Raw genomic sequence first — 20,875 nt, 5'->3', positions numbered from 1 at the left:
TTTCACACCCTTCTTATGCTACGAAAATTAATAATATTGCTATAACTAAAGCATAAATAGCACCAGATTCACAGAACCCTGCTGTAATAATTAATGTTGAAGTTATTTTTGGAGCAGTTTCTGGATTTCTTCCAATTGCGATACATGCTCCGTATCCTACCATACCTTGTCCAACAGATGCTCCAACCATTCCGATTCCGGTTAAACCAGCTCCCAACAATTTAAGACCAATAGCTATTGATTCTGGATTTTCACTAGAAGCCCCTAAGAACATAAATAATGTAGTGTAAAGTGGCATTGCTGAAATTAAGTTACCACCAAAGTTTAAAGTTAAAGTTGTAAGTGTTTCTACAAACATATTTTTTTCTCCTTTTTTTATAAACTATCTTTCAAGTTTTTCTTTTCCTTCATGACCACCTTCACCAGATTTAGCTCCAGATCAATATGATAATGTTAACATTGCAAATACTATTGATTGAATCATTCCATCGAATAAGTCAAAGTATAAGTGCAACCAAGGAAGCGACACTACTGTGAAGATGTTAAATCCTGCTCATCAGTAGTTTAATTTATTTTCTCAATCCATTCCTGGTCCGTTTGGATAAAATATTTGGCCTTCAAGTTGAATCATACTTCCGTAAAGCAATCCAAGCAAGATAGTTCCTCCAAGAATGTTTCCAAACAACCTAAATGAAATTGATATTAATGGAACAAATTGTCCAATTAATTCGATTGGATTGTAGTATCTTTTAAAGAAAGCTAATTTTTGATATCTCAATCCGTAATAATATATACCTATAAAAGTTACAAACCCCATTGAGAAAGTAACTGTATAAGAACTTGTCAAAGGCTCTATACCTAAAATTGATATAACCGAAGATACCATAATGTACATAAATATATACATTATGTATGGAGTTAGTCTTCTATGAGATTTTCCCATAATAGTTACAACCATGTTTTCAACTTTTGTTATAAACATTTCTGTTAAGACTAAAAATCCAGTTAGTTTTTTATCTTCTTTGTAGTTTCTTATTTTTACATTGTATACAATACAAAACGTACAAATAATGATACATGTTAGCAAAATAGATAAAAGTTGGGGTGTTATTTTATCTCAAACATCCAACATACCTTCTTCTGAAGCAAGGAACATATAGGCCTCCTTTTTTATTTTTTGGTTACCATATAAAAATTTATTTACTTAGCATTTTTGTAAAAACTAGAAAAGTCCAATTAATTACAAATGCTATCAATACTCCATAGACACTGAAAATGTTGTGTAAATAAAAACTTATAAGGAATGGAACAATGTAGAAACCAATTCTTGTAGTAGATAAAAAAACATAGTTATACGGGTTTAGGTTGTTAGTCAAATCTTTTGTAGCAAGTTTCATAAATATAAAAGAAATATGCAAAAAACAAGACCCTAATACATAACCTGTAATAAATGAATAATCCACAACTTTTGATAAAGTTAGAATTGATAATAAAATTAGAATCATTGAAATAAGGGATAAATATATAATTGTTCTTTTGTTTTTAAGCAACATTATAATACTCCTTTATTAAGTTCCATCTAAATAATAATACTCCTATTAATTATCAAAATCTATGAAAATTATATTCATAATAAAAAAATAGACACCCTAAAAGTGCCTATTTTGTACCAAATATTCTATCTCCAGCATCACCAAGACCAGGAACAATATATCCATGATCATTTAATATTGGATCTAAACTTGCTGTATAAATATCTACATCTGGGTGATCTTTTACAATTCTGTCCACCCCTTCTTGAACAGCAACAAGACAAACGAATTTTATTTGTGTTGCTCCTCAACTTTTAGCTATTTCAATAGCTTTTGAAGCACTTCCTCCAGTTGCTAACATTGGATCAACAACTATTACATAACTTGATTCTATGTCTTTTGTTGTTTTTGCAAAGTATTGAACTGGTTCTAAAGTTTCTTCATCTCTGTATAATCCTATGTGAGCTATTCTTGAAGTAGGAACAAGTCTTTGAATTCCTTCAGTCATTCCCAAACCAGCTCTAATGATTGGAACCAAAACTACAGGCACATCAACAGTGTAACCTTTTGTTTCAACTACTGGTGTTTTTATATCGATTTCTTGTAAAGGTACATCTCTAAAAATTTCATATACCATTAACTGTCCGATCTCATTTAGATTTTCTCTAAAGTCTTTTGAAGATGTTTCTTCTTTTCTCATTCTTGTTAATTTATCAAGGATAAGAGGATGTTTAATTATTGTAAATGCCATTTTTTTCTCCCTTATTGATTGTTAAGTTTTTCAACTCTATTTTTATGTCTCTCTTCAAACTTTGTGTTTAAAAAGATATCTACAATTCTTATTGCTTTTTCGTTTGCAATAAATCTTGCTCCTAATGCCAAGATGTTTGCATTGTTATGTTCTCTTGCCAACATTGCTGTTTGATCTTCATAACAAAGTGCAGCTCTTGCACCATTAACTTTATTTGCAGCAATTGATATTCCAATACCACTTCCACAAATTACTATTCCAAAAGCATTTTCTGCTACAACTTTTTGTGCAACTTCTCTTCCAAAGTCTGGATAGTCAACTGAATCATTTGAATCAGTTCCAATATTAACAACTTCGTGTCCCTGTGCTTTTAAATGTTCAGCTATTTTATTTTTCATTTCAACAGCTGCATGGTCGTTTCCTATAAATATTTTCAAATTTAAGAACCCCCTTAAAAAATAATATACACTATTTTATTGGTAAAAAGATTAAAAACACAATAATAAAATAAAAAAAGGTCTTTAAAACCTTTTTTTTCTAGTATTCTGAATCGTAAGTTTCTTTACCTTTTTTAATTATATCTGCACTACCAGTTAGTCCAGTTCCAGCTGGGATTAAGTTTCCTAACATAATGTTTTCTTTTAATCCTTCAAGCTTATCAACTTTTCCTTTGATAACTGCTTTTACAAGAACTCTTGCAGTATCTTGGAATGAAGCACTTGATAATCATGAATCTGATTCAAGTGGCGCTTTTTTAATACCAAAGATAACGTGTTTTGCAAGAGGTGGTTTTTTACCAGCCATAATAGCTTCTTTAACTTCGTTTCTGAATGTTCTTGATGAAATAACTTCTCCTGGAAGTAATTCAGTTTCTCCTGAGTCAATAATTTTAACTTTGTTCAACATTTGTTTAACAATAATTTCAATATATTTATCTGAAATTTCAATCCCTTGTAGACGGTAAACTTTTTGTACTTCTTTTAAGATGTAGTTTTGTACGTCTTCAATTCTTGCAACTTCTAATAATTCTTTGATGTTTATTGCACCTTCAGTTAATTTTTGACCACGAGTTACAACTTCACCTTCTGTTACTCTTAAAATAGCTCCATATTGTGATTTGTATTTTCTTTCATCTTGATCAGATGAAACAACGATTGTTATAATTCCATCTTCTTCTTTTGCTTCTTTAACAACTCCATCGATTTGTGAAATTATAGCAATTGAACCTTTTGGATTTGTAACGTCAAGTAATTCTTTAATACGAGGTAGACCTTGTGTAATATCTGCTCCCCCTGCAACCCCTCCGGTATGGAAAGTACGCATAGTTAGCTGAGTACCAGGCTCACCAATTGATTGTGCGGCAATAACCCCAACTGGTTCACCTATTGTAACGACTTCCCCAGTTGCTAAGTTTACACCATAACATTTTCTACATACACCACGGTTTGTATCACAAGTTAATACAGTTCTGATTTGAACTTCTTCAACACCAGCATTAATAATTTCATCAGCTATTGATAATGTTATCAATGTGTTTGCTTCTACAACTGTTTTTCCTTTAGCATCAACTACATCATTGAAAGTAAATCTTCCAACTAGTCTGTCTTTTAAAGGAACGATGATGTTATCATGTTTTGTTTCGATAATTGAGTGAACATCGAAACCTTTTGTGGTTTTACAGTCTTCTTCAGTAACAATGATTTCTTGTGAAATATCAACAAGTCTTCTTGTCAAGTAACCTGAATCGGCTGTTTTTAAGGCAACGTCGGCCATACCTTTTCTTGCCCCGTGGGTAGAAATAAAGTATTCTGACACAGTTAGTCCTTCACGGAATGATGATTTAATTGGAATTTCTTTAATGTCCCCTTTAGGGTCATTCATAAGTCCCCTCATACCTACCAACTGTGTGAAGTTAGATACGTTACCACGAGCTCCAGAATCGGCCATAACGAATACTGGGTTTTTTGGGTCTTTTTTAAGAACGTCTTCAAGTCTATTTTGGATTTTATCCTTAACTTGTGATCAAACGTTAATTACACGACGTTTTTTCTCAGTTCTTGTTAACATACCCATGTTGTAGAATTCAGTGATTTGTGCCACTTTTTCATCTGCAACTTTGAACTCATCAAATTTTTCTGTATAAGCAACAACGTCAGCTGCACTGATTGTTGTTCCTGATTTTGAAGAGAATTTGAATCCTAAGTCCTTCATGTTATCTAACATTTGAGCAGTTTTTTGTGCTCCATATAGTTTGAAGTATCTTTCAATAATTGAAGATAATTCTTTTTTCTTAATTGGTTGTTGAATTTGGTATTCATTTTCAATGTAACTTCTGATATCAGTGTTTCCATCAACGATGAATTTTTCAATTTCTTCTTCTGCATTGTTAATGTTTGAGTTAACAATTCATGGGAATTCTTCAACGAACATTTGGTTAAAGAATATTTTACCAACTGTTGTAACTAAGAATTTGTCTTTATGTTTGTCAGATATTTTTTTATTTACTAATTCACTAATTGGCATAGCAACGATTGCATTTAATGAAACTGAATTTGTTTCATAAGCAATTTTTACTTCTTCATAGTTTGCAAATAAAGTTCCTTCTCCATCAACACCTTTTTCTTCAGTTGTGATGTAGTAGTTTCCTAAGATCATATCTTGAGTAGGAGTAACGATTGGTTTACCATCTTTTGGTCCAAGAATTGCTTTTGAACCTAACATTAATGCTCTAGCTTCAGCAACTGCTTCATCACTAATTGGTAAGTGGACAGCCATTTGGTCCCCGTCGAAGTCGGCGTTGAAAGCTGTTGTTACTAATGGGTGAAGTCTAATTGCTTTACCTTTAACTAATTTTGGTTCGAAAGCTTGGATACCTAAACGGTGAAGAGTAGGAGCACGGTTTAATAATACCGGTCTATCTTTAATTACTTCTTCTAAGATATCTCAAACTTTTGCATCATTTGTTAAGATCATTTTTTCTGCAACTTTTACGTTTTCAGCAAGATCTTTTTCTTGTAATCTTCTAATGATGAATGGTTTGAACAATGTAATAGCCATATCTCTTGGGATACCTGCTTGGTACATTTTTAAGTCTGGTCCAATAGCAATAACTGAACGACCTGAGTAGTCAACACGTTTTCCTAAAAGGTTTTGACGGAATCTTCCTTGTTTTCCTTTTAAGATTGATGTTAATGATTTTAATGGACGTTTGTCTTTACCAGTAACTGGTCTTGGTTTACGTTCATTATCCAATAATGCATCAACAGCTTCTTGTAACATACGTTTTTCGTTGTTAACAATAATACTTGGTGCACCCATTGATTTAACTTTTTTTAGACGTTCATTTCTAATAATGATTCTTCTATATAAGTCGTTAATTTCAGAAGTAGTAAATCTACCTCCATCCAATTGGATAATTGGTCTAATGTCTGGTGGAATAACTGGAATTACATGTAATACCATTCACTCAGGTCTTGATTGAGATTTTTTTAATGAATCTAAAACTTCAAGACGTTTCATTAGTTTGTTTTGTTCTGATGAACCTTTTTTTTCTCTTAAGTCTTCTCTAATTTTTTCAATTTCTTTATCTAAGTCAATGTTTTTTAATAAGTCTTCGATAGCACTTGCTCCGATTCCGAATTTAGCATTGATATATCTTGAAATGAAAGTAGCAGCTTCATCCATTGAGAATGGAGTACTTGGAGTTCTTAATTGATTAATTAAGTTATCTGCTCTTTTTCAAGCAAATGTATCTGGTTCAATACCAGCTTTGATATCTTCAAGAGTTTTTAATAATTTTTCTCTTGTTTTTAAACTTGCTTTAGCATTTCCTAAATCTAAAACCATACCTTTTTTAAGGTGTTTTGAATTTCCTGGATCTAAAACAATGTAACTTACAAAGTAAACAACTTCTTCTACTTCTTTAGTTTTTAAATCTAAAATTGAAGCAATTCTTGAAGGAGCAACTTTTAACATTCAGATATGAGTAACTGGTTCTTCTAACTCAATGTGACCCATTCTTTCACGTCTAACGATTGATTCAGTAATTTCTACTCCACAACGTTCACAAATTTTTCCTTTGTTTTTTACTTTTTTATATTTACCACAAGTACATTCGTAATTTCTAGTTGGTCCAAAAATTCTTTCGTCAAATAGACCTTCTTTTTCAGTTTTCAATGTTTTGTAGTTAATAGTTTCAGGTTTTGTAACTTCACCACGTGATCAGCTTCTGATTACATCTGGAGAAGCTAGTTCAATTTTAATCATTCTTTTATTTGAATTTCCCATTTTAAAAACTTCTCCTTATTATTCTTCTATACTTTCATCTTCGAAAGCAATTTCGTCATCTTCGCTTGTTTCAACATAGTCTTTAATGTCAGCATCATTAAATGAAGTGTCTCCATCTAATAATTCTGTATCGATTTCAAACTCATCGTCATCATCGTATGCATTAATTTGTACTTTGTTTCCTTCTTCATCAATCATGTGCATGTCAAATCCTAGACCCATGATTTCTTTTGTAAGAACGTTAAATGATTCTGGAATTCCAGGTTTTGGAATTGGTTTTGATCTAACGATTGATTCATAAGTTTTAATACGACCTTTAATGTCGTCTGACTTAATTGTTAAGATTTCACGTAATGTGTAAGCAGCACCATAAGCTTCAAGTGCTCAAACTTCCATTTCACCAAATCTTTGTCCACCATTTTGAGCTTTTCCTCCTAATGGTTGTTGTGTAATTAATGAATATGGACCAATATTTCTTGTATGTAATTTGTCATCAACCATGTGAGAAAGTTTTAACATATACATAACACCAACTGAAATTGGTTTATCAAATGCTTCTCCAGTTCTTCCATCGATTAATTTAACTTTTCCATAGTTATCCATTCCAGCTTCTTCCATAATATCTTGTAATTCTTGTTCTTTAACCCCTTCGAAAACAGGTGTATTAACTTTAATTCCAAGTTTTTTGGCAGCCATACCTAAGTGGATTTCTAATACTTGTCCAATGTTCATACGTGAAGGAACCCCTTGTGGGTTTAACATAATGTCAACAGGTGTTCCGTCTGCCATATGTGGCATATCTTCAACAGGTAAGATTTTTGAGATAACCCCTTTGTTACCGTGACGTCCAGCCATTTTATCTCCCTCTTGGATTTTACGTTTTTGAACGATGTAAACTTTGATTATTTCTAAAATATCTGCTGGTAAATCATGACCATCAGCTCTTGAGAAACGTTTGATTGATTTAACAATTCCTTCTCCACCATTTGGTACTCTTAATGAATTGTCTTTTACGTTTCTTGATTTTTCACCAAAGATTGCGTGTAACAATTTATCTTCTGGTGATAATTGTGTTTGTGATTTTGGAGTAACTTTACCTACTAAAATATCTCCAACTTTAACTTCTGATCCAATAGCAACTATTCCATCTTCATCTAAGTATTTTTTACTTACTTCTGAAATGTTTGGAATGTCTCTAGTGATTTCTTCAGGACCTTGTTTTGTTTGTCTTCTTTCGATTGTGTATTCATCAATGTGGATAGAAGTAAATCTATCGTCAATTACGATACGTTCTGAAACAATAACAGCATCCTCATAGTTGTAACCATTTCATGTTGTAAAGGCAACAACAACGTTTTGACCTAAAGCTAATTCTCCTTTTTCCATTGAAGGACCATCAGCTAAGATATCTCTTGCTTTTACTTTATCTCCAATTTTTACGATTGGTAAATGAGTAATTGCAGTTCCGTTATTTGAACGACTAAAGTCGTTTAAGTCATAAGTTTTAATACCATCTTTTTGTTCGATAGTAATTTTTTTAGAGTCAACATATTTAACTATTCCATCAGCAGTTGCAACAACAGCATCTCCTGAGTCACGAGCAGCTTCATGTTCAACACCAGTTCCAACGATTGGAGATTCTGGGTTAATTAATGGTACAGCTTGACGTTGCATGTTGGCACCCATAAGTGCACGGTTGGCGTCATCGTTTTCTAAGAATGGAATACATGATGTAGCAATAGAAACAATTTGTTTAGGTGAAACGTCAACATAGTCAACATCTTGAGGAGCAACCATAATGTCATCTCCTCTATAACGAGCAACTACTTGTTCATCTAAAATTGTTCCATCTTCTGCTAAGTTAATGTTTGCTTGAGCAACTACATAATCTTTTTCTTTATCAGCAGTTAAGTATTCATACTCTCCTGAGATAACTTTTGTATTTTTAACTTTTCTATATGGAGTTTCAATAAATCCATATTCGTTAATTTTTGCATAAGTTGATAAGTTGTTGATCAATCCAATGTTTGGTCCCTCAGGAGTTTCAATTGGACAGATTCTTCCGTAGTGAGACGGGTGAACGTCACGAACTTCAAGAGCAGCTCTATCTCTACTTAAACCACCAGGCCCTAAAGCTGTTAATCTACGTTTGTTTGTTAATTCAGCTAATGGGTTTGTTTGATCCATGAATTGTGATAATTGAGAAAGGTTAAAGAATTCTCCAATTATAGCAGTTAATGGTTTATTGTTAATGATACTTGAAGGTTTCATTTTGAATGGGTTTGAAGTTGCAAGTTTTTCTCTTACGTTTTTTTCAATACGCATCATACCAATTCTGAATTGGTTTTGTAATAATTCACCAACAGTTCTAACTCTTCTGTTTCCTAGGTGATCGATATCATCAATTTCACCTATTCCATCCATTAAGTTAATTGCATAAGAAATAGTTGCAATAATGTCTGGTAAGTTTACAAACTCATCACTTGATGTTTTTGTAATACCAATAATAGTTGCAGTTTCATCTCTTAAGTCATTGTCTTTGAATACTTTCACTTTTTGAATTTCATTACCTGAAGTAATTGCATCGTTAAAGTTAATTTTTTGTACCATTGCTCCAGCTTCTAATACTTTGTCTAATTCATCTAAAATATCTTTTGTTATTTCAGTACCTTTTGCGAAAGCAACTTTACCTTTAACATCAATGATGTCTTCAGCAAGTACACGTCCAATTAATCTGTTTTTTACAGATAATTTTTGTTGTAATTTAAATCTACCAGCTTTTGTTAAATCGTATTTTCTTTTATCAAATAATAATCCATATAGGTATTTACTTGCTCCATCAGCTGTTGCAGTTTCACCTTGACGGATTTTTTTATAAATTTCTTGAACTTGGTTTTCGTAATCTATTTCAATATCACCAGTTAAAGTATCTAATTCATAACTTGATGCGATTACTTCATTATTGTCGAACAAGTCTAAAATTTCTTCTTTTTGCATTTTGAAAGAAGTTAATAAGCTTGTTGCTGTTGTTTTTCTTGATTTATCAATTTTTACATAGAAAACATTTGATACTTTGTTATCTAATGCTTTTTTAGAATCTAATTCAAACTCTAATCATGTTCCTCTTGAAGGGATTATGTCTGCAAAGTAAATCATTTCACCGTTTTTACGGTTCATTTCTTCTTTGAAGTAACTTCCTGGAGAACGAACAAGTTGTGAAACAACAACTTTTTCACTTCCGTTAATTACAAATGTTCCTCTATCAGTCATTAATGGGAATTCACCAAAGAATACCTCACCTGTTTTATAAACGTCAATGTTTGCTAGATAGAACTCTTCTTTTTCTTCTTTAATTTCGATTTGAATAGTATCTTTTTCACCAGTTTTACCTTTGAACTCGAAAAAGTAAAGTTGTCCTTTACTGTCTTTAAATTCAACACCTGTTGATTCTAATTTTTCTTGTAATCATCCTTTTAAGAATGTTTCCATTGATCCTGAAATCTCTTCTTTGAAAACTTCTACATCTTCCATGTGAATAGTTAATGATAAGTTTGCATAAATTGGAGCTTCGAAGATTTTTGACTCTTCTTTTGCTTTTGTGATTGAAAGTCTTGGTTCTCTAAATTCTCAATAAGTCATTGAAAGAACGATGTCTCCATCAGCTGAAACCACTGGAAATACTTCTTCAAATACTTCATTGATCCCTTTGTGTTTAAATCAATCGAATGTGTCAGTTTGTAACTCTATAAGGTTAGGTAATTCTAAATCACCTGATACTTTAGCATAGTCACGTCTTTCCACAAGCGCATTAATTTTCTTAATTTTATAATTCATTTAATAATGTCCCCCGTTCAAATAAAACATACGCAAACAAATTCTATATTATTTTTAAGTTAATTTCAATAGCAAATAGCAAAAAGATAAACATTTTATGTTTATCTTTTTGCATTTATCGCAATTATTTAGTTAATTTGTCTATCATGTTACTTATTGATTCTATACTTTCATCCCATCATTTCAAGTCTTCTAGTTCAGAAATTTTATTTTCATCAAAACGCATTTTAATTAACTTTGCAGGGTTCCCTCCAACCATTGAATATGGTTTTACATCTTTTGTTACAACAGAGCCTGCAGCTATAATAGAACCGTTACCTATATTAACACCAGGCATTATTATTGATCCATATCCTATTCAAACATCGTTTCCAACGATTGTGTCACCTTTTATTTTTGTGGGTAGCAATGTGTTTGGATCAGCATTAAATTCTTTAAACATAGCAAAAGAAAATGTTGATATACCACTCATGTTATGGTTTGCACCATTCATAAGAAATTTAACATCATCTGCTATTGCACAATATTTACCTATTATTAGTTTGTCTTTATGTATTTTAGGAAAATGATATAAAACGTTTCTGTTTTGAAACTCTTTTAGACCTTGTTCATTTTTGAAACTATAAAAATAGGTATAATCCCCTACTTCTATTCCTTCGTTTGTTATATAGTCTTTTAAAAAATATATTTTAGATGATTTAGACATTTTATCTTTTCCTTTCAATAAAAAAATGACCCTTAGGGTCATTATAAATAATTTATTATTTTAAGTCTACTGATGCTCCAGCTTCCATTAATTGTTTTTTCATTTCTTCAGCTTCTTCAACTTTTACGTTTTCTTTAATAGCTACAGGTAATGTTCCATCAACTAATTTTTTAGCATCCATTAATCCTAATCCAGTCATTTCTTTAACTAATTTAATAACTGAAACTTTGTTTCCTCCAGCGTTAGTTAACATAACTGAAACTTCTGAAGGTGCTGCTGCTCCAGCTCCTGCTGCAGGTGCTGCTACTGCAGCTGCTGCAACAACTCCGAAGTGATCTTCGATTGCTTTAACTAAATCGTTTAATTCAGTTAATTTCATTTCTTCTAAAGCTTTAATAATATCGTCTTTTGTAATTGCCATGATTTTTTTCTCCTTATTTCTTTCTTTAATTTAATTAATCGCTATTTGTACGCTTAATTGTTTTATTATTCTGATTTTGTATTTGCTATTTCTTTTACAGTCAACATGAATTGACGTAATGGGTAAATAAGTGATGAAGCAAACATTGAGTATAGTTCATCTTTTGATGGTAGAGAAGCAATTTCATTGATTGCCGCTGTATCCATAACGTTTCCTTCGTAGATTCCGGCTTTAAGAACTAAATCTTCGTTCTTTTTAGCAAAATCTGAAACTAGTTTTGCAGGAAATAGAGCTTCTTCATCTGAGAAAATGTAAACATTTTGTTGAATTAAGTAAGCGTCTAATCCAGTAATTTTTAATTCTTCAACTGCTCTTCTAACTAATGAGTCTTTATAAACTTTGATAAAGATTCCTTGTTCGCGAGCTTTGTTTCTTAATTCTGTCATTTGTGCTACAGTTAAATTTTTGTATTCAGCAATCGCCATACCTTTACAGTTTTTGATTCTGTCTGCAATTTCTTTAACTATCTCATTCTTTTTAGCATGAGCTGGTCTTGCGTTTGACACTCGTAACGACCTCCTTTTTTTACTTTCGTTTTGTAAAATCAAAATAAAAACCTCAGATAAATTCCGAGGTCAATTAAAAATACAATAAACAATGTAAGATAACTTACAAGTCGTATATGTAGTTTCATTCCTCGGTAACAAATTAAGGGATAAATCCCAGTTACTTTCTTCGGTACGAATAGCATTAATATAATATCATATTCATTAATGCTCTACATATATTTTTTTGACTTTTTTATTAACTTTTATCAATCATTTTTGTGGCTTCTGCACCATAACGATCTCCGATGATTTCTATTTGGTCTAATTTTTCTCTTATTTCAGCTAATTCTTCAGGACTGAAATTAACTTCAGCTCCTGTTAAGTTTTCTTGTAATCTTTCAATTTTTTTTGTTCCTGGTATTGGTACAAATCAATCTTTTTGTGCAAGAACTCAACCAATAGCAATTGCTGCTGGTGTTGTATTTTTTTTAACTGCAAGTTCTTTTACAAACTCTACTAACTTTAAATTCTCTTTTAAGTATTCTTTATTTTGAAACCTTGGAACAGATAATCTAAAGTCTCCTGGTTCAAGAGGAGTGTCCACATTTATTGTTCCTGTCAAGAAACCTTTTCCCAATGGTGAAAATGGTACGAAACCAATTCCTAATTCTTCTAGTGTAGGAATGATTTCTTTTTCTGGATCTCTTCAAAACAATGAATATTCACTTTGAAGTGCTGTAACTGGAAACACACTATGAGCTCTTCTTATCGTATTTGCTGAAGCTTCACTTAAACCTCAGTGTTTAATTTTTCCTTGTTCATAAAATTCTTTCATAATTTCAGCAACTTTTTCAATTGGAGTGTTTGGATCCACTCTATGTTGATAGTAAAGATCAATGTAATTGGTTCTTAGTCTTTTTAAAGACCCTTCAATTGCTCTTCTAATATTTTCTTCACTACTGTCAACACCATCACGTTTTCCATCATCGGTATAACTAAAACCAAATTTGGTTGCTATAACAACTTTGTCTCTTACATGTTCAAGCGCCTCTCCAATAACTTCCTCATTATCAAAAGGGCCATACACTTCTGCTGTGTCAAAAAATGTAACTCCCATTTCATAAGCTTTTCTTACAAACGCCACGGCTTCTTCTCTGGTTGGGAAAGGTGGAAATGAAAAACTTAACCCCATACAACCCAATCCTATTTCAGAGACAACTAAATCTTTTCCCAATTTTCTTGTTTTCATGTGTTTCCTTCTCTATTTAATATAATTTTTAATCTCAAATACATTTTTTATTATGTGTTTTGCTGCTTTATCCACTCTTGGTTGGTGATTTTGCATAGCGAAAGAGTTTTCTGTAAACTCTAACATTTCAATATCATTTTCACCATCACCGCTAGTATAAACTTTTGATGTTTCAAAACCATTTAACTTTTGAATAACTTCTATACCATATGCTTTTGAAACATCTTCTCTCATTATTTCAATTACATTTCTGTGAGTAGTAACTGCTTTGCAGTTTCTTATTTTATTTTTCAATAAAGTCTTAACTGTTAAAACATCTGATTCAGCCACAAAAATATATAATAGGTTTAAATCTGGAGAATTTAATATATCAAAATTACCTTCTTCAAAATTATTTTCTCTAGGAGCATACTGTTCCAAAAATGGATTTGTATAAACTTCAGGTTCATCTACTTTAGAATAAGGTTTTCTTTCATCTTTTAAACAATATCCAAGAACATGTTTTTCTCTAATAGATTCAAAAACATTTATTATGTCTTGTCTTGATTCCATAGGAATAGTTGCATTTTCAATAACACCTTTTCCTTTTTCATAAATCACAGCACCGTTATTACAAATCATGTAATCATAAGGGATATCTGCTTTTTCCAAAACCGGAGTTATTTCATGTTCCATTCTCCCTGTTGCAATTGCAAATTTGTTTCCATTATCAATTCATAATTTTATAAATTCTAAGTCTCTTGGATCAATAAAATTATTATGCATTAAATTGATTGTTCCATCATAGTCCGAAAATCATCACTTCATTTTTTGTACCTTCTTATCTCACTAATATTATAGAATAAAAAAACTCACTTTCGGTGAGTTTTTGTTTTTAGTTTTCGATTAAAACTTTGATTCCAGGACCCATAGTAGTTGAGATTGATATATTTTTAATATATGTACCTTTAACTGCTGCAGGTTTTGCTTTTCTAATAACATCTAAAAGAGCTGTATAGTTTTGCATTAAGTCTTCTTCTTTAAATGAAGCTTTTCCTAAGATTGAGTGAACATTTCCTTCTTTATCAGTTCTGTATTCAACTTTACCCTTTTTAATTTCATCTAAAGCTTTTGCTACGTCCATTGTAACTGTTCCAGTTTTTGGGTTAGGCATTAATCCTTTTGGTCCTAAAACCTTTCCGATTTTTCCTAATTCAGCCATCATTTCTGGAGTTGCAACAATCACATCGAAATCAAATCAGTTTTCTTTTGCGATTTTTTGGATTAAGTCTTCTGCTCCTACGAAGTCTGCTTTTGCATCTTCTGCTTCTTTTACTTTAGTTTTTGTAAGAACTAAAACTTTTTGAGTTTTTCCAGTTCCACCAGGCATTACGATTGCCCCTCTAATTTGTTGGTCTGCATGTCTTGGATCAACGTTTAAGTTGAAAGCTACTTCTACAGTTGAATCGAATTTAGTTATTGAAGTTTCTTTTGCTAATTTAATAGCTTCTGAGATTGGGTATAATTTTGTTTTGTCAACTTTTTCGTTAACAGCTTTTAATTTTTTGCTTAATTTTGCCATTACTATTTACCTTCTTTTTCTGGCATTCCAGTAACTTTAATACCCATGTTTCTTGCTGAACCTTCGATAATTCTCATTGCTGCTTCAACTGTGTTTGCATTTAAGTCAGGTAATTTATATTCAGCAATTTTTTTAACTTCATCTGCTGTAATAGTTGCAACTGTTTCAGTTCCTGATTTAGATGCACCTTTTTGAATTCCTGCTGCTTTTTTAAGCATAAATGCTGCTGGAGTAGTTTTTAAGATGAAATCAAATGATTTGTCATCATAAGCTGTAATAACTACAGGTACTATTTCTCCTGCTCTGTCTTTAGTGGCGTCATTAAATTGTTGTGTGAATTGAGGCATGTTAATCCCTAGTGAAGCTAATTCTGCACCAGGTTTTGCTTGCATTGCCATAAATTCTAATTTTGCTATACGTGTGATTCTTTTTGCCACGAACAACACCTCCTGTTTTCGCTGTGGTCCTAACGTAATAATATGCATTTGCATATCTTACTTCCACAATTAAAATCTGCCATAAATAATAATAACACATTTTGAAAATAAAAAAAATCTTATATTAAATAAGATTCATAGTTTTTATAACAATTGGTTCTAAAGGCACATCATCGTGGAAACCTTTTGATCCTGTAGCAACATTTTCTATATCAAGAGCTATATTTAAACTTTCTTGATCACTTAATTTACCAAACGAAGCATATTGTCCATCCAAGAACTTAGCATCGCCAGTAACTAAAAAGAATTGGCTTGTTGCACTATCCATAACATTTGTTCTTGCCATTGAAAGAACTCCTGGTGTGTGTGGTAATGCAGTAGCATTTTTATTTCATCCATTTATTGAAAACTCACCTTTGATAGGGTTAAGTCCTCCTTTTTCACTCATGTCAGGAAACATCCCTCCACCTTGGATCATAAATCCTTTTATAACTCTGTGAAAGATTAGTCCATCAAAGTAATTATTTTTAATTAAGTTAACGAAGTTTTCAACAGATGTTGGAGCCAATTCTGGATATAACTCAGCGTTCATTTTTCTTCCGTCTTCTAAGATTATTTCAAATTTAATTGTATTCATAGTTTTTCTCCTTTAATTTAATGATACTAGAAAATAAAAGAACTTTGTAGTTAACAAAGTTCTAAGTTTGTATTAATTGTAAGCTTTTTCTAAACTTATGAATTCGAATTCTGTTGGTGTTATTCTACCGAATAGTTCGATGTTAACAACTGCAACTCCTTTTTCGAAGTCCATTTCAATAACTTGTCCTTCTGTGCCTGAGAAAGGCCCATCTTTAACAAGAACAACATCTTTGGTATTGTAGTTTGCTGTGTAAAGAACCTTTTCTTTTTTGGGTTGGTTTGCATTACCTTTTGAAGAAGATTTGTTTGAACCAGATGCGTTATTTGCATTATTGTTTTGGTCTAACATTCTTGTAACTTCTTCAACAGTTAATGGAAGAGGTTTTGCACCTTTTCCTGAAGACCCAATGAAACCAGTAACTCCTGGTGTATTTCTAACAATGAATCATGTTTCATCAGTCATATTCATATTTATGAATAAGTAACCTGGGAATTTGTTTTTTTCATTGATCTTGTTATTTTTTCCCATTACAGGTCCTTTAGAAATTCTAATGTCGAAAATTCTATCTTCAAGTCCAGATGTTTCAATTTTTTGTAATAAATCGGCTCTAACTCGGTCTTCGTGTCCACTATTACAGTTTATAACAAATCACTGACCTTTGTAAGAAGCTAATTCATCTTCTAATTGATAGTTAATATTTTCCATGTTGTTCTCCTTTAAACGATTTTCATAAGTTCGAATAGATTTTGGAATGCTCAATCCACAAAGAAAAAAAATATACCAAACACTGCAATAAAGATTATAACCCATAAAAATTTAGTTCCCAAGTTTTTTCTTGAAGATCACTGAATTTTGTTAACTTCTTTTAGGAACTTTATTGGAGCTTCTTTAATTGCTAATTTATAATCAATTTTTTCTTTTTCTTTTTTGATTTTTTTTGTTTTGGCTGCCTTTATTTTACCCTCTTGGGTACCGTCATGGCCCTCGAATTCATTATATAATTTTGTGAATTCTTCTTTTTTATTTTTCTTTTCAAGTTTTTTATCTTGTTTACGTTTTTGTTTTTCTTGAATTTTTTTTAGTTTTTCTTGAGCTTTGATTTCTTTAGAGTTATTTTTATCAGACATTAATTATCTTGTCTCCTTGTGTAATACGTGAGCATTGCAAGTGATACAATGTTTTTTTATCTGCAATCTTTCTCTTTGAGAAATAGTGCTCTTTTGGATTGTATAATTTCTAGACAAACATTCGCTGCAAACCAGAATAACTTTTTTCTTTGACTGTGGCATACCAAACTCTCATTTCTTTTCGTATTTATTATAACTTACTTATATTGTTATTAAAATACTTAAAGAAATTTTTTAGCTTTTCTTTACATTCTAAAAATACTTTTCTCTTAATACCTAATATTTCAATTATTTCTTTTTGTGAATAACCTTTGTACATCATTTCTGCTATTTTAGCTTCTACTTTTGACGCCTTTGTTTGAACAAAGTCAGTATATAAAGTTTTAATAAATCTTCTTTTAGCTTCTTCGACTCCTCGCTCATAAGATCAATTATCGACATCTTTGTCAAACTGTTGCTGTCCGCTACCGGTAAGACTACCTCTATAGGCGTTTATGGCAATTATAGTTGCCTTTCTTTTATCACGCCTCAAGAATTTAGCAAAGTCTAAGATTCTTCTTTTAACTATGAAGTTTGTATAAGAAATTAGTGGTACATTTTTTGATGGATCATATTTTTCACTAACCTCTTTTAAAGCTAAATATATTTGAAATGTTAGGTCATTTCTTTCTAATTGTAAGAAACTAATTTTTTTGTGTTCAGTATTAAGTATTTTTACCACACTTCTTCTCATGTGTATTAATTGTTCAGAATTTAGTTTTGAACCGAACTCTTGTTCTATAATTTTTTGTATGATCTTTTCCATATTATTCGCTCCTTATCTAAAAGAGACTTGATATAGAATAATTCCTGTTGCGACTGATACGTTTAGCGAGTCAATTACGCTATTTGTTTTAATTTTGAAAATAAAGTCTGAGGCTTCGACAATCTTACTACTAATACCATTGCCCTCATTCCCTATAATAATTGCTGATTTTTTATCAAATTCAACTTCCTCTATGAATTTACTGTTTTCACCTAAGTGAGAACTATAAATTCAAAATCCCCTATCTTTAAGATTACTCATTGCAGTTTTTAAATTGCTTACCTTAATTATTGGTACATTGTAAATTGTTCCAGCAGAAGCCTTCATAACAGCTGAAGTTACTTGCACTTGATTGTTATCTTGAATAATTATTGCATCAACACCAAATAAACTTGCCGTTCTTATGATTGACCCAAAATTTTGTGGGTCTTGTATTTTATCTAAAATTAAAACAGTTTGTTTTTCTTTTGAAGCATCGTAAAAATCCTTCATTTCAACATAAGTAAAATCTCTAACTTGAGCTATAAAACCTTGGTGATTTACACCCTCTTTAATAAGAGAAACGAAATCATGTTTTTCCAAAGATTTTCATTCGATATTATTTTCTTTGATTAAATTATATATTTGCGGATCAAATGAGTGCCCTTTTAAAATAAAAACTTGTTTGATTTCATTTCTAAAATTTTTAATAATGTTCTCAACTGCATTTTTACCGTAAATATAATTTTTCATTAGATAATATTCTCCTGCTTAAGTTCTTCTCTTAACTCATCTGCTTTGTCAAATTCTTTTTGACTAATAAGCGCTTTTCATTCTTTAATTTTTGTAATATCTTCTATTGTTAATTTTTTAATTTCAAATTTGAAACCTAAGATATCCAAAATAGATTTTAATTTAGAATATGTAAGATCTATCAATTTATTTTTAATTTGTTTGTTTATATTCTTACACATTTCATCAACTAGTGAAATCGCCATTGGCGTGTTCAAGTCATTTTTAATAATGGCTCTAAACTTTGTAATATATTTGTATGAATTAAAATCATCATCAATTGGAGTTTGATTAGTTAGCATTGATTCTCCAATAGCAGTAGATCAGTTTATTGTTCTTAACATAGTTTCTATTTTAGAAACTCATTCAATTGATTGTTCAATTAGTTCTTGTGTTATGTTTAGTGGTTGTTTGTAATTTGAGTTTAAGAATATATATCTTAAAGAATTACTTCCATTATCTTTTACATAATCTTTTACAAGAATTGTATTTTTTAGTGATTTAGACATTTTTACATTATCAATGGATAAGTGTCCATTGTGTAATCAAACACTAGATATTTCTCTAGAGTTTTTTGCCATATATTGTATTCTTTCATTTTCATGATGAGGGAATTTTAAATCAATTCCTCCAACGTGAATATCTATAGGTCCCTTAAAAAAGTCATCTATTAACAATGCACATTCGGTATGTCATCCAGGTCTTCCCAAACTTCATTTTGAAAGTCATCTTTTTCCAATCTCCGTTTTTTTTCAAAGAACAAAGTCTTGTGGATTTTTTTTGTTAGTGTCTTCTTCAATTCTTTCACCAATATTTAAGTGTTCAATATTTTGTTTTGATAGCATTCCATATTTTGTTTCTCATTGACTAATATCAAAATAAACATTTCCTGCATTTTCATATGCAAAACCTTTTTTTATTAAATCATCAATAAATGAAAGTATTTCATTTATTTTTAAAGAAATAGGAAGAATTGAACTGGGTCTTTTTATATTTAAATCATCTAAATCATTAAGAAATGCATTTGTATATTTAACAGCATAATCTTCTTCATTTATATTTTCTTCAAGTGATTTATTAATAATTTTGTCATCGATATCAGTTATATTTAAAAGATATTTGTATTTTATATCTCTATGTTCAAGATATCTAACAATTACATCAGTTAATATTAAAGGTCTTGCATTACCTATATGAATATAGTCATAAACTGTAGGACCACAAGTATATATACAAACCTTAGGAACATCTATGTCTATAAGTTTTGTTGTAAGTGAATCATATAATTTCATACAAATACCCTCTATTATCTATCCCTTTTAATTAAAGGTGAAACAGCTTTATAAGTTAAATAAAGAACAGCTGAATTGAATATTATTTTTAAAGGCGCTTGAACAAGTCTACCTATGAACATTGTGGTGTATCCACCATCTATACCAAGGAATCCTGCATCACCCCAAGCAGAAATCACTGCTGTTACAAGATATTCTGAAGCGGTGGCAAATAGTATTATTGGGAGAAGTACGTGAAGTACTTTTGAGTGTCCCTTAGCAAGCAATAAAATATAAATAATTCAAAAAATTACCAAACAAGCTATTATTGATGCTAAAAATATTCATTTGTATTGTTGGTTAGTAAGTTCAAATCCAAAAACACTAATAGGATCTCCGCTATAGTCATTAATAACAAAAACCATAAAAGCAGCAAAACCAATTAAAAATAAGTTAATTAAAAGCATAGGAACTCAGTTGTATCCTTTTCCTAATCTTAAGAAACTTGATCCTATACCAGCTATAAATCCGTAACATATTATTACAACTATGAAAGCTGGGTGAATGAAGGAAGGAACAAAAATCATAACTAATACTTCTGTAATTAAAGCTACTAAAACCCCAATTATTGGACCAAATATGAATCCTGTTATTTTAACCATTATACCTTCAAAGGCAATTCTGATTGGTGGAAATACTGTAATTGGAACAGTAAGAGATATAACAACAGTAATACTTACATTTATAGCTGTAAACATTGTTATGTAAGCTATATTTTTAGTAGTGAATCTAATCCCGTGATATTTTTCTTTTAATATTCAAAAAGACATAGCATTGTATAAAAAGTATAAGACAATGAAGAAACCTATAAAACCAGACATGGCATAGGCCATATTATTTCCTTGAAGTAATCATTTACTAATACTTTCCATGTT

General features: G+C 30.9%; 22 protein-coding genes and 1 other annotated feature. All 22 genes read right to left on the bottom strand.

Annotated features, from left to right (window positions below; genetic code table 4):
• Positions 1-13 precede the first annotated feature (13 nt).
• The 22 genes from AACL10_RS00250 to AACL10_RS00150 all read right to left on the bottom strand — a co-directional run bounded on the left by AACL10_RS00250 (position 14) and on the right by AACL10_RS00150 (position 20,872).
• Positions 14-274 (bottom strand): F0F1 ATP synthase subunit C, encoded by a 261-nt coding sequence (locus AACL10_RS00250; RefSeq protein WP_422398152.1) that lies wholly within the window; start codon positions 272-274, stop codon positions 14-16.
• 108 nt (positions 275-382) lie between these two features.
• Positions 383-1,156 (bottom strand): F0F1 ATP synthase subunit A, encoded by a 774-nt coding sequence (locus AACL10_RS00245; RefSeq protein WP_338985190.1) that lies wholly within the window; start codon positions 1,154-1,156, stop codon positions 383-385.
• Positions 1,157-1,196: 40 nt separating this feature from the next.
• Positions 1,197-1,553, bottom strand: coding sequence for an MG406 family protein (locus tag AACL10_RS04755; RefSeq protein ID WP_422398129.1), 357 nt, complete (start codon positions 1,551-1,553; stop codon positions 1,197-1,199).
• A 106-nt stretch (positions 1,554-1,659) separates the two neighbouring features.
• Positions 1,660-2,283: a uracil phosphoribosyltransferase gene (gene upp / locus AACL10_RS00240; protein ID WP_338985188.1), complete on the bottom strand. Its 624-nt coding sequence runs from the start codon at positions 2,281-2,283 to the stop codon at positions 1,660-1,662.
• An 11-nt stretch (positions 2,284-2,294) separates the two neighbouring features.
• Entirely contained in the window at positions 2,295-2,720 is a 426-nt protein-coding gene (gene rpiB / locus AACL10_RS00235; protein WP_338985187.1) for a ribose 5-phosphate isomerase B, read from the bottom strand.
• Between the two features lie 100 nt (positions 2,721-2,820).
• On the bottom strand, positions 2,821-6,570 hold the full coding sequence (gene rpoC / locus AACL10_RS00230; protein ID WP_338985185.1) for a DNA-directed RNA polymerase subunit beta': 3,750 nt from the start codon (positions 6,568-6,570) through the stop codon (positions 2,821-2,823).
• A gap of 18 nt (positions 6,571-6,588) precedes the next feature.
• Complete coding sequence (locus AACL10_RS00225) at positions 6,589-10,404, bottom strand: DNA-directed RNA polymerase subunit beta (protein ID WP_338985183.1); 3,816 nt, start codon at positions 10,402-10,404, stop codon at positions 6,589-6,591.
• A 124-nt stretch (positions 10,405-10,528) separates the two neighbouring features.
• On the bottom strand, positions 10,529-11,152 hold the full coding sequence (locus AACL10_RS00220) for a CatB-related O-acetyltransferase (RefSeq protein WP_422398128.1): 624 nt from the start codon (positions 11,150-11,152) through the stop codon (positions 10,529-10,531).
• Between the two features lie 13 nt (positions 11,153-11,165).
• Complete coding sequence (rplL, locus tag AACL10_RS00215; RefSeq protein WP_338985179.1) at positions 11,166-11,531, bottom strand: 50S ribosomal protein L7/L12; 366 nt, start codon at positions 11,529-11,531, stop codon at positions 11,166-11,168.
• Between the two features lie 65 nt (positions 11,532-11,596).
• The gene (gene rplJ, locus AACL10_RS00210; protein ID WP_338985177.1) at positions 11,597-12,097 is read right to left on the bottom strand and encodes a 50S ribosomal protein L10; all 501 of its coding nucleotides are present in this window, start codon (positions 12,095-12,097) and stop codon (positions 11,597-11,599) included.
• Positions 12,098-12,132: 35 nt separating this feature from the next.
• Positions 12,133-12,288: a sequence feature (ribosomal protein L10 leader region), on the bottom strand.
• Positions 12,289-12,335: 47 nt separating this feature from the next.
• The gene (locus tag AACL10_RS00205; RefSeq protein ID WP_338985175.1) at positions 12,336-13,328 is read right to left on the bottom strand and encodes an aldo/keto reductase; all 993 of its coding nucleotides are present in this window, start codon (positions 13,326-13,328) and stop codon (positions 12,336-12,338) included.
• 12 nt (positions 13,329-13,340) lie between these two features.
• Positions 13,341-14,135, bottom strand: coding sequence for a Cof-type HAD-IIB family hydrolase (locus AACL10_RS00200; RefSeq protein ID WP_338985174.1), 795 nt, complete (start codon positions 14,133-14,135; stop codon positions 13,341-13,343).
• A gap of 67 nt (positions 14,136-14,202) precedes the next feature.
• On the bottom strand, positions 14,203-14,889 hold the full coding sequence (gene rplA, locus AACL10_RS00195; RefSeq protein ID WP_338985172.1) for a 50S ribosomal protein L1: 687 nt from the start codon (positions 14,887-14,889) through the stop codon (positions 14,203-14,205).
• Positions 14,890-14,891: 2 nt separating this feature from the next.
• Positions 14,892-15,326 carry a 50S ribosomal protein L11 gene (gene rplK, locus AACL10_RS00190; protein ID WP_338985170.1) on the bottom strand — a complete coding sequence of 145 codons (435 nt, stop codon included), beginning with the start codon at positions 15,324-15,326 and terminating at the stop codon, positions 14,892-14,894.
• A 124-nt stretch (positions 15,327-15,450) separates the two neighbouring features.
• Positions 15,451-15,963 (bottom strand): peptidylprolyl isomerase, encoded by a 513-nt coding sequence (locus AACL10_RS00185; RefSeq protein ID WP_338985168.1) that lies wholly within the window; start codon positions 15,961-15,963, stop codon positions 15,451-15,453.
• Between the two features lie 72 nt (positions 15,964-16,035).
• Entirely contained in the window at positions 16,036-16,671 is a 636-nt protein-coding gene (nusG, locus tag AACL10_RS00180; protein ID WP_338985166.1) for a transcription termination/antitermination protein NusG, read from the bottom strand.
• Between the two features lie 11 nt (positions 16,672-16,682).
• Complete coding sequence (secE, locus tag AACL10_RS00175; protein ID WP_338985164.1) at positions 16,683-17,093, bottom strand: preprotein translocase subunit SecE; 411 nt, start codon at positions 17,091-17,093, stop codon at positions 16,683-16,685.
• A 3-nt stretch (positions 17,094-17,096) separates the two neighbouring features.
• Positions 17,097-17,255 carry a 50S ribosomal protein L33 gene (gene rpmG / locus AACL10_RS00170; protein WP_020835970.1) on the bottom strand — a complete coding sequence of 53 codons (159 nt, stop codon included), beginning with the start codon at positions 17,253-17,255 and terminating at the stop codon, positions 17,097-17,099.
• Between the two features lie 28 nt (positions 17,256-17,283).
• Positions 17,284-17,898, bottom strand: coding sequence for a hypothetical protein (locus AACL10_RS00165; RefSeq protein ID WP_338985157.1), 615 nt, complete (start codon positions 17,896-17,898; stop codon positions 17,284-17,286).
• Positions 17,899-17,910: 12 nt separating this feature from the next.
• Complete coding sequence (gene rlmB, locus AACL10_RS00160) at positions 17,911-18,630, bottom strand: 23S rRNA (guanosine(2251)-2'-O)-methyltransferase RlmB (RefSeq protein WP_338985155.1); 720 nt, start codon at positions 18,628-18,630, stop codon at positions 17,911-17,913.
• Positions 18,630-19,961 (bottom strand): cysteine--tRNA ligase, encoded by a 1,332-nt coding sequence (gene cysS / locus AACL10_RS00155; protein ID WP_338985153.1) that lies wholly within the window; start codon positions 19,959-19,961, stop codon positions 18,630-18,632. The genes rlmB and cysS overlap by 1 nt, the downstream gene beginning before the upstream one ends.
• Before the next feature lie 14 nt (positions 19,962-19,975).
• A complete protein-coding gene (locus AACL10_RS00150; RefSeq protein ID WP_338985151.1) occupies positions 19,976-20,872 on the bottom strand; it encodes a hypothetical protein in 897 nt (298 codons plus the stop codon).
• Positions 20,873-20,875: the final 3 nt, after the last annotated feature.

The sequence above is a fragment of the Spiroplasma endosymbiont of Diplazon laetatorius genome (genome assembly GCF_964019625.1).
GTDB lineage: Bacteria > Bacillota_I > Bacilli_A > Mycoplasmatales > Mycoplasmataceae > Spiroplasma_A.
The sequence above is the reverse complement of the archived record's forward strand: the minus strand, read 5'-3'. Positions and strand labels throughout refer to the sequence as shown.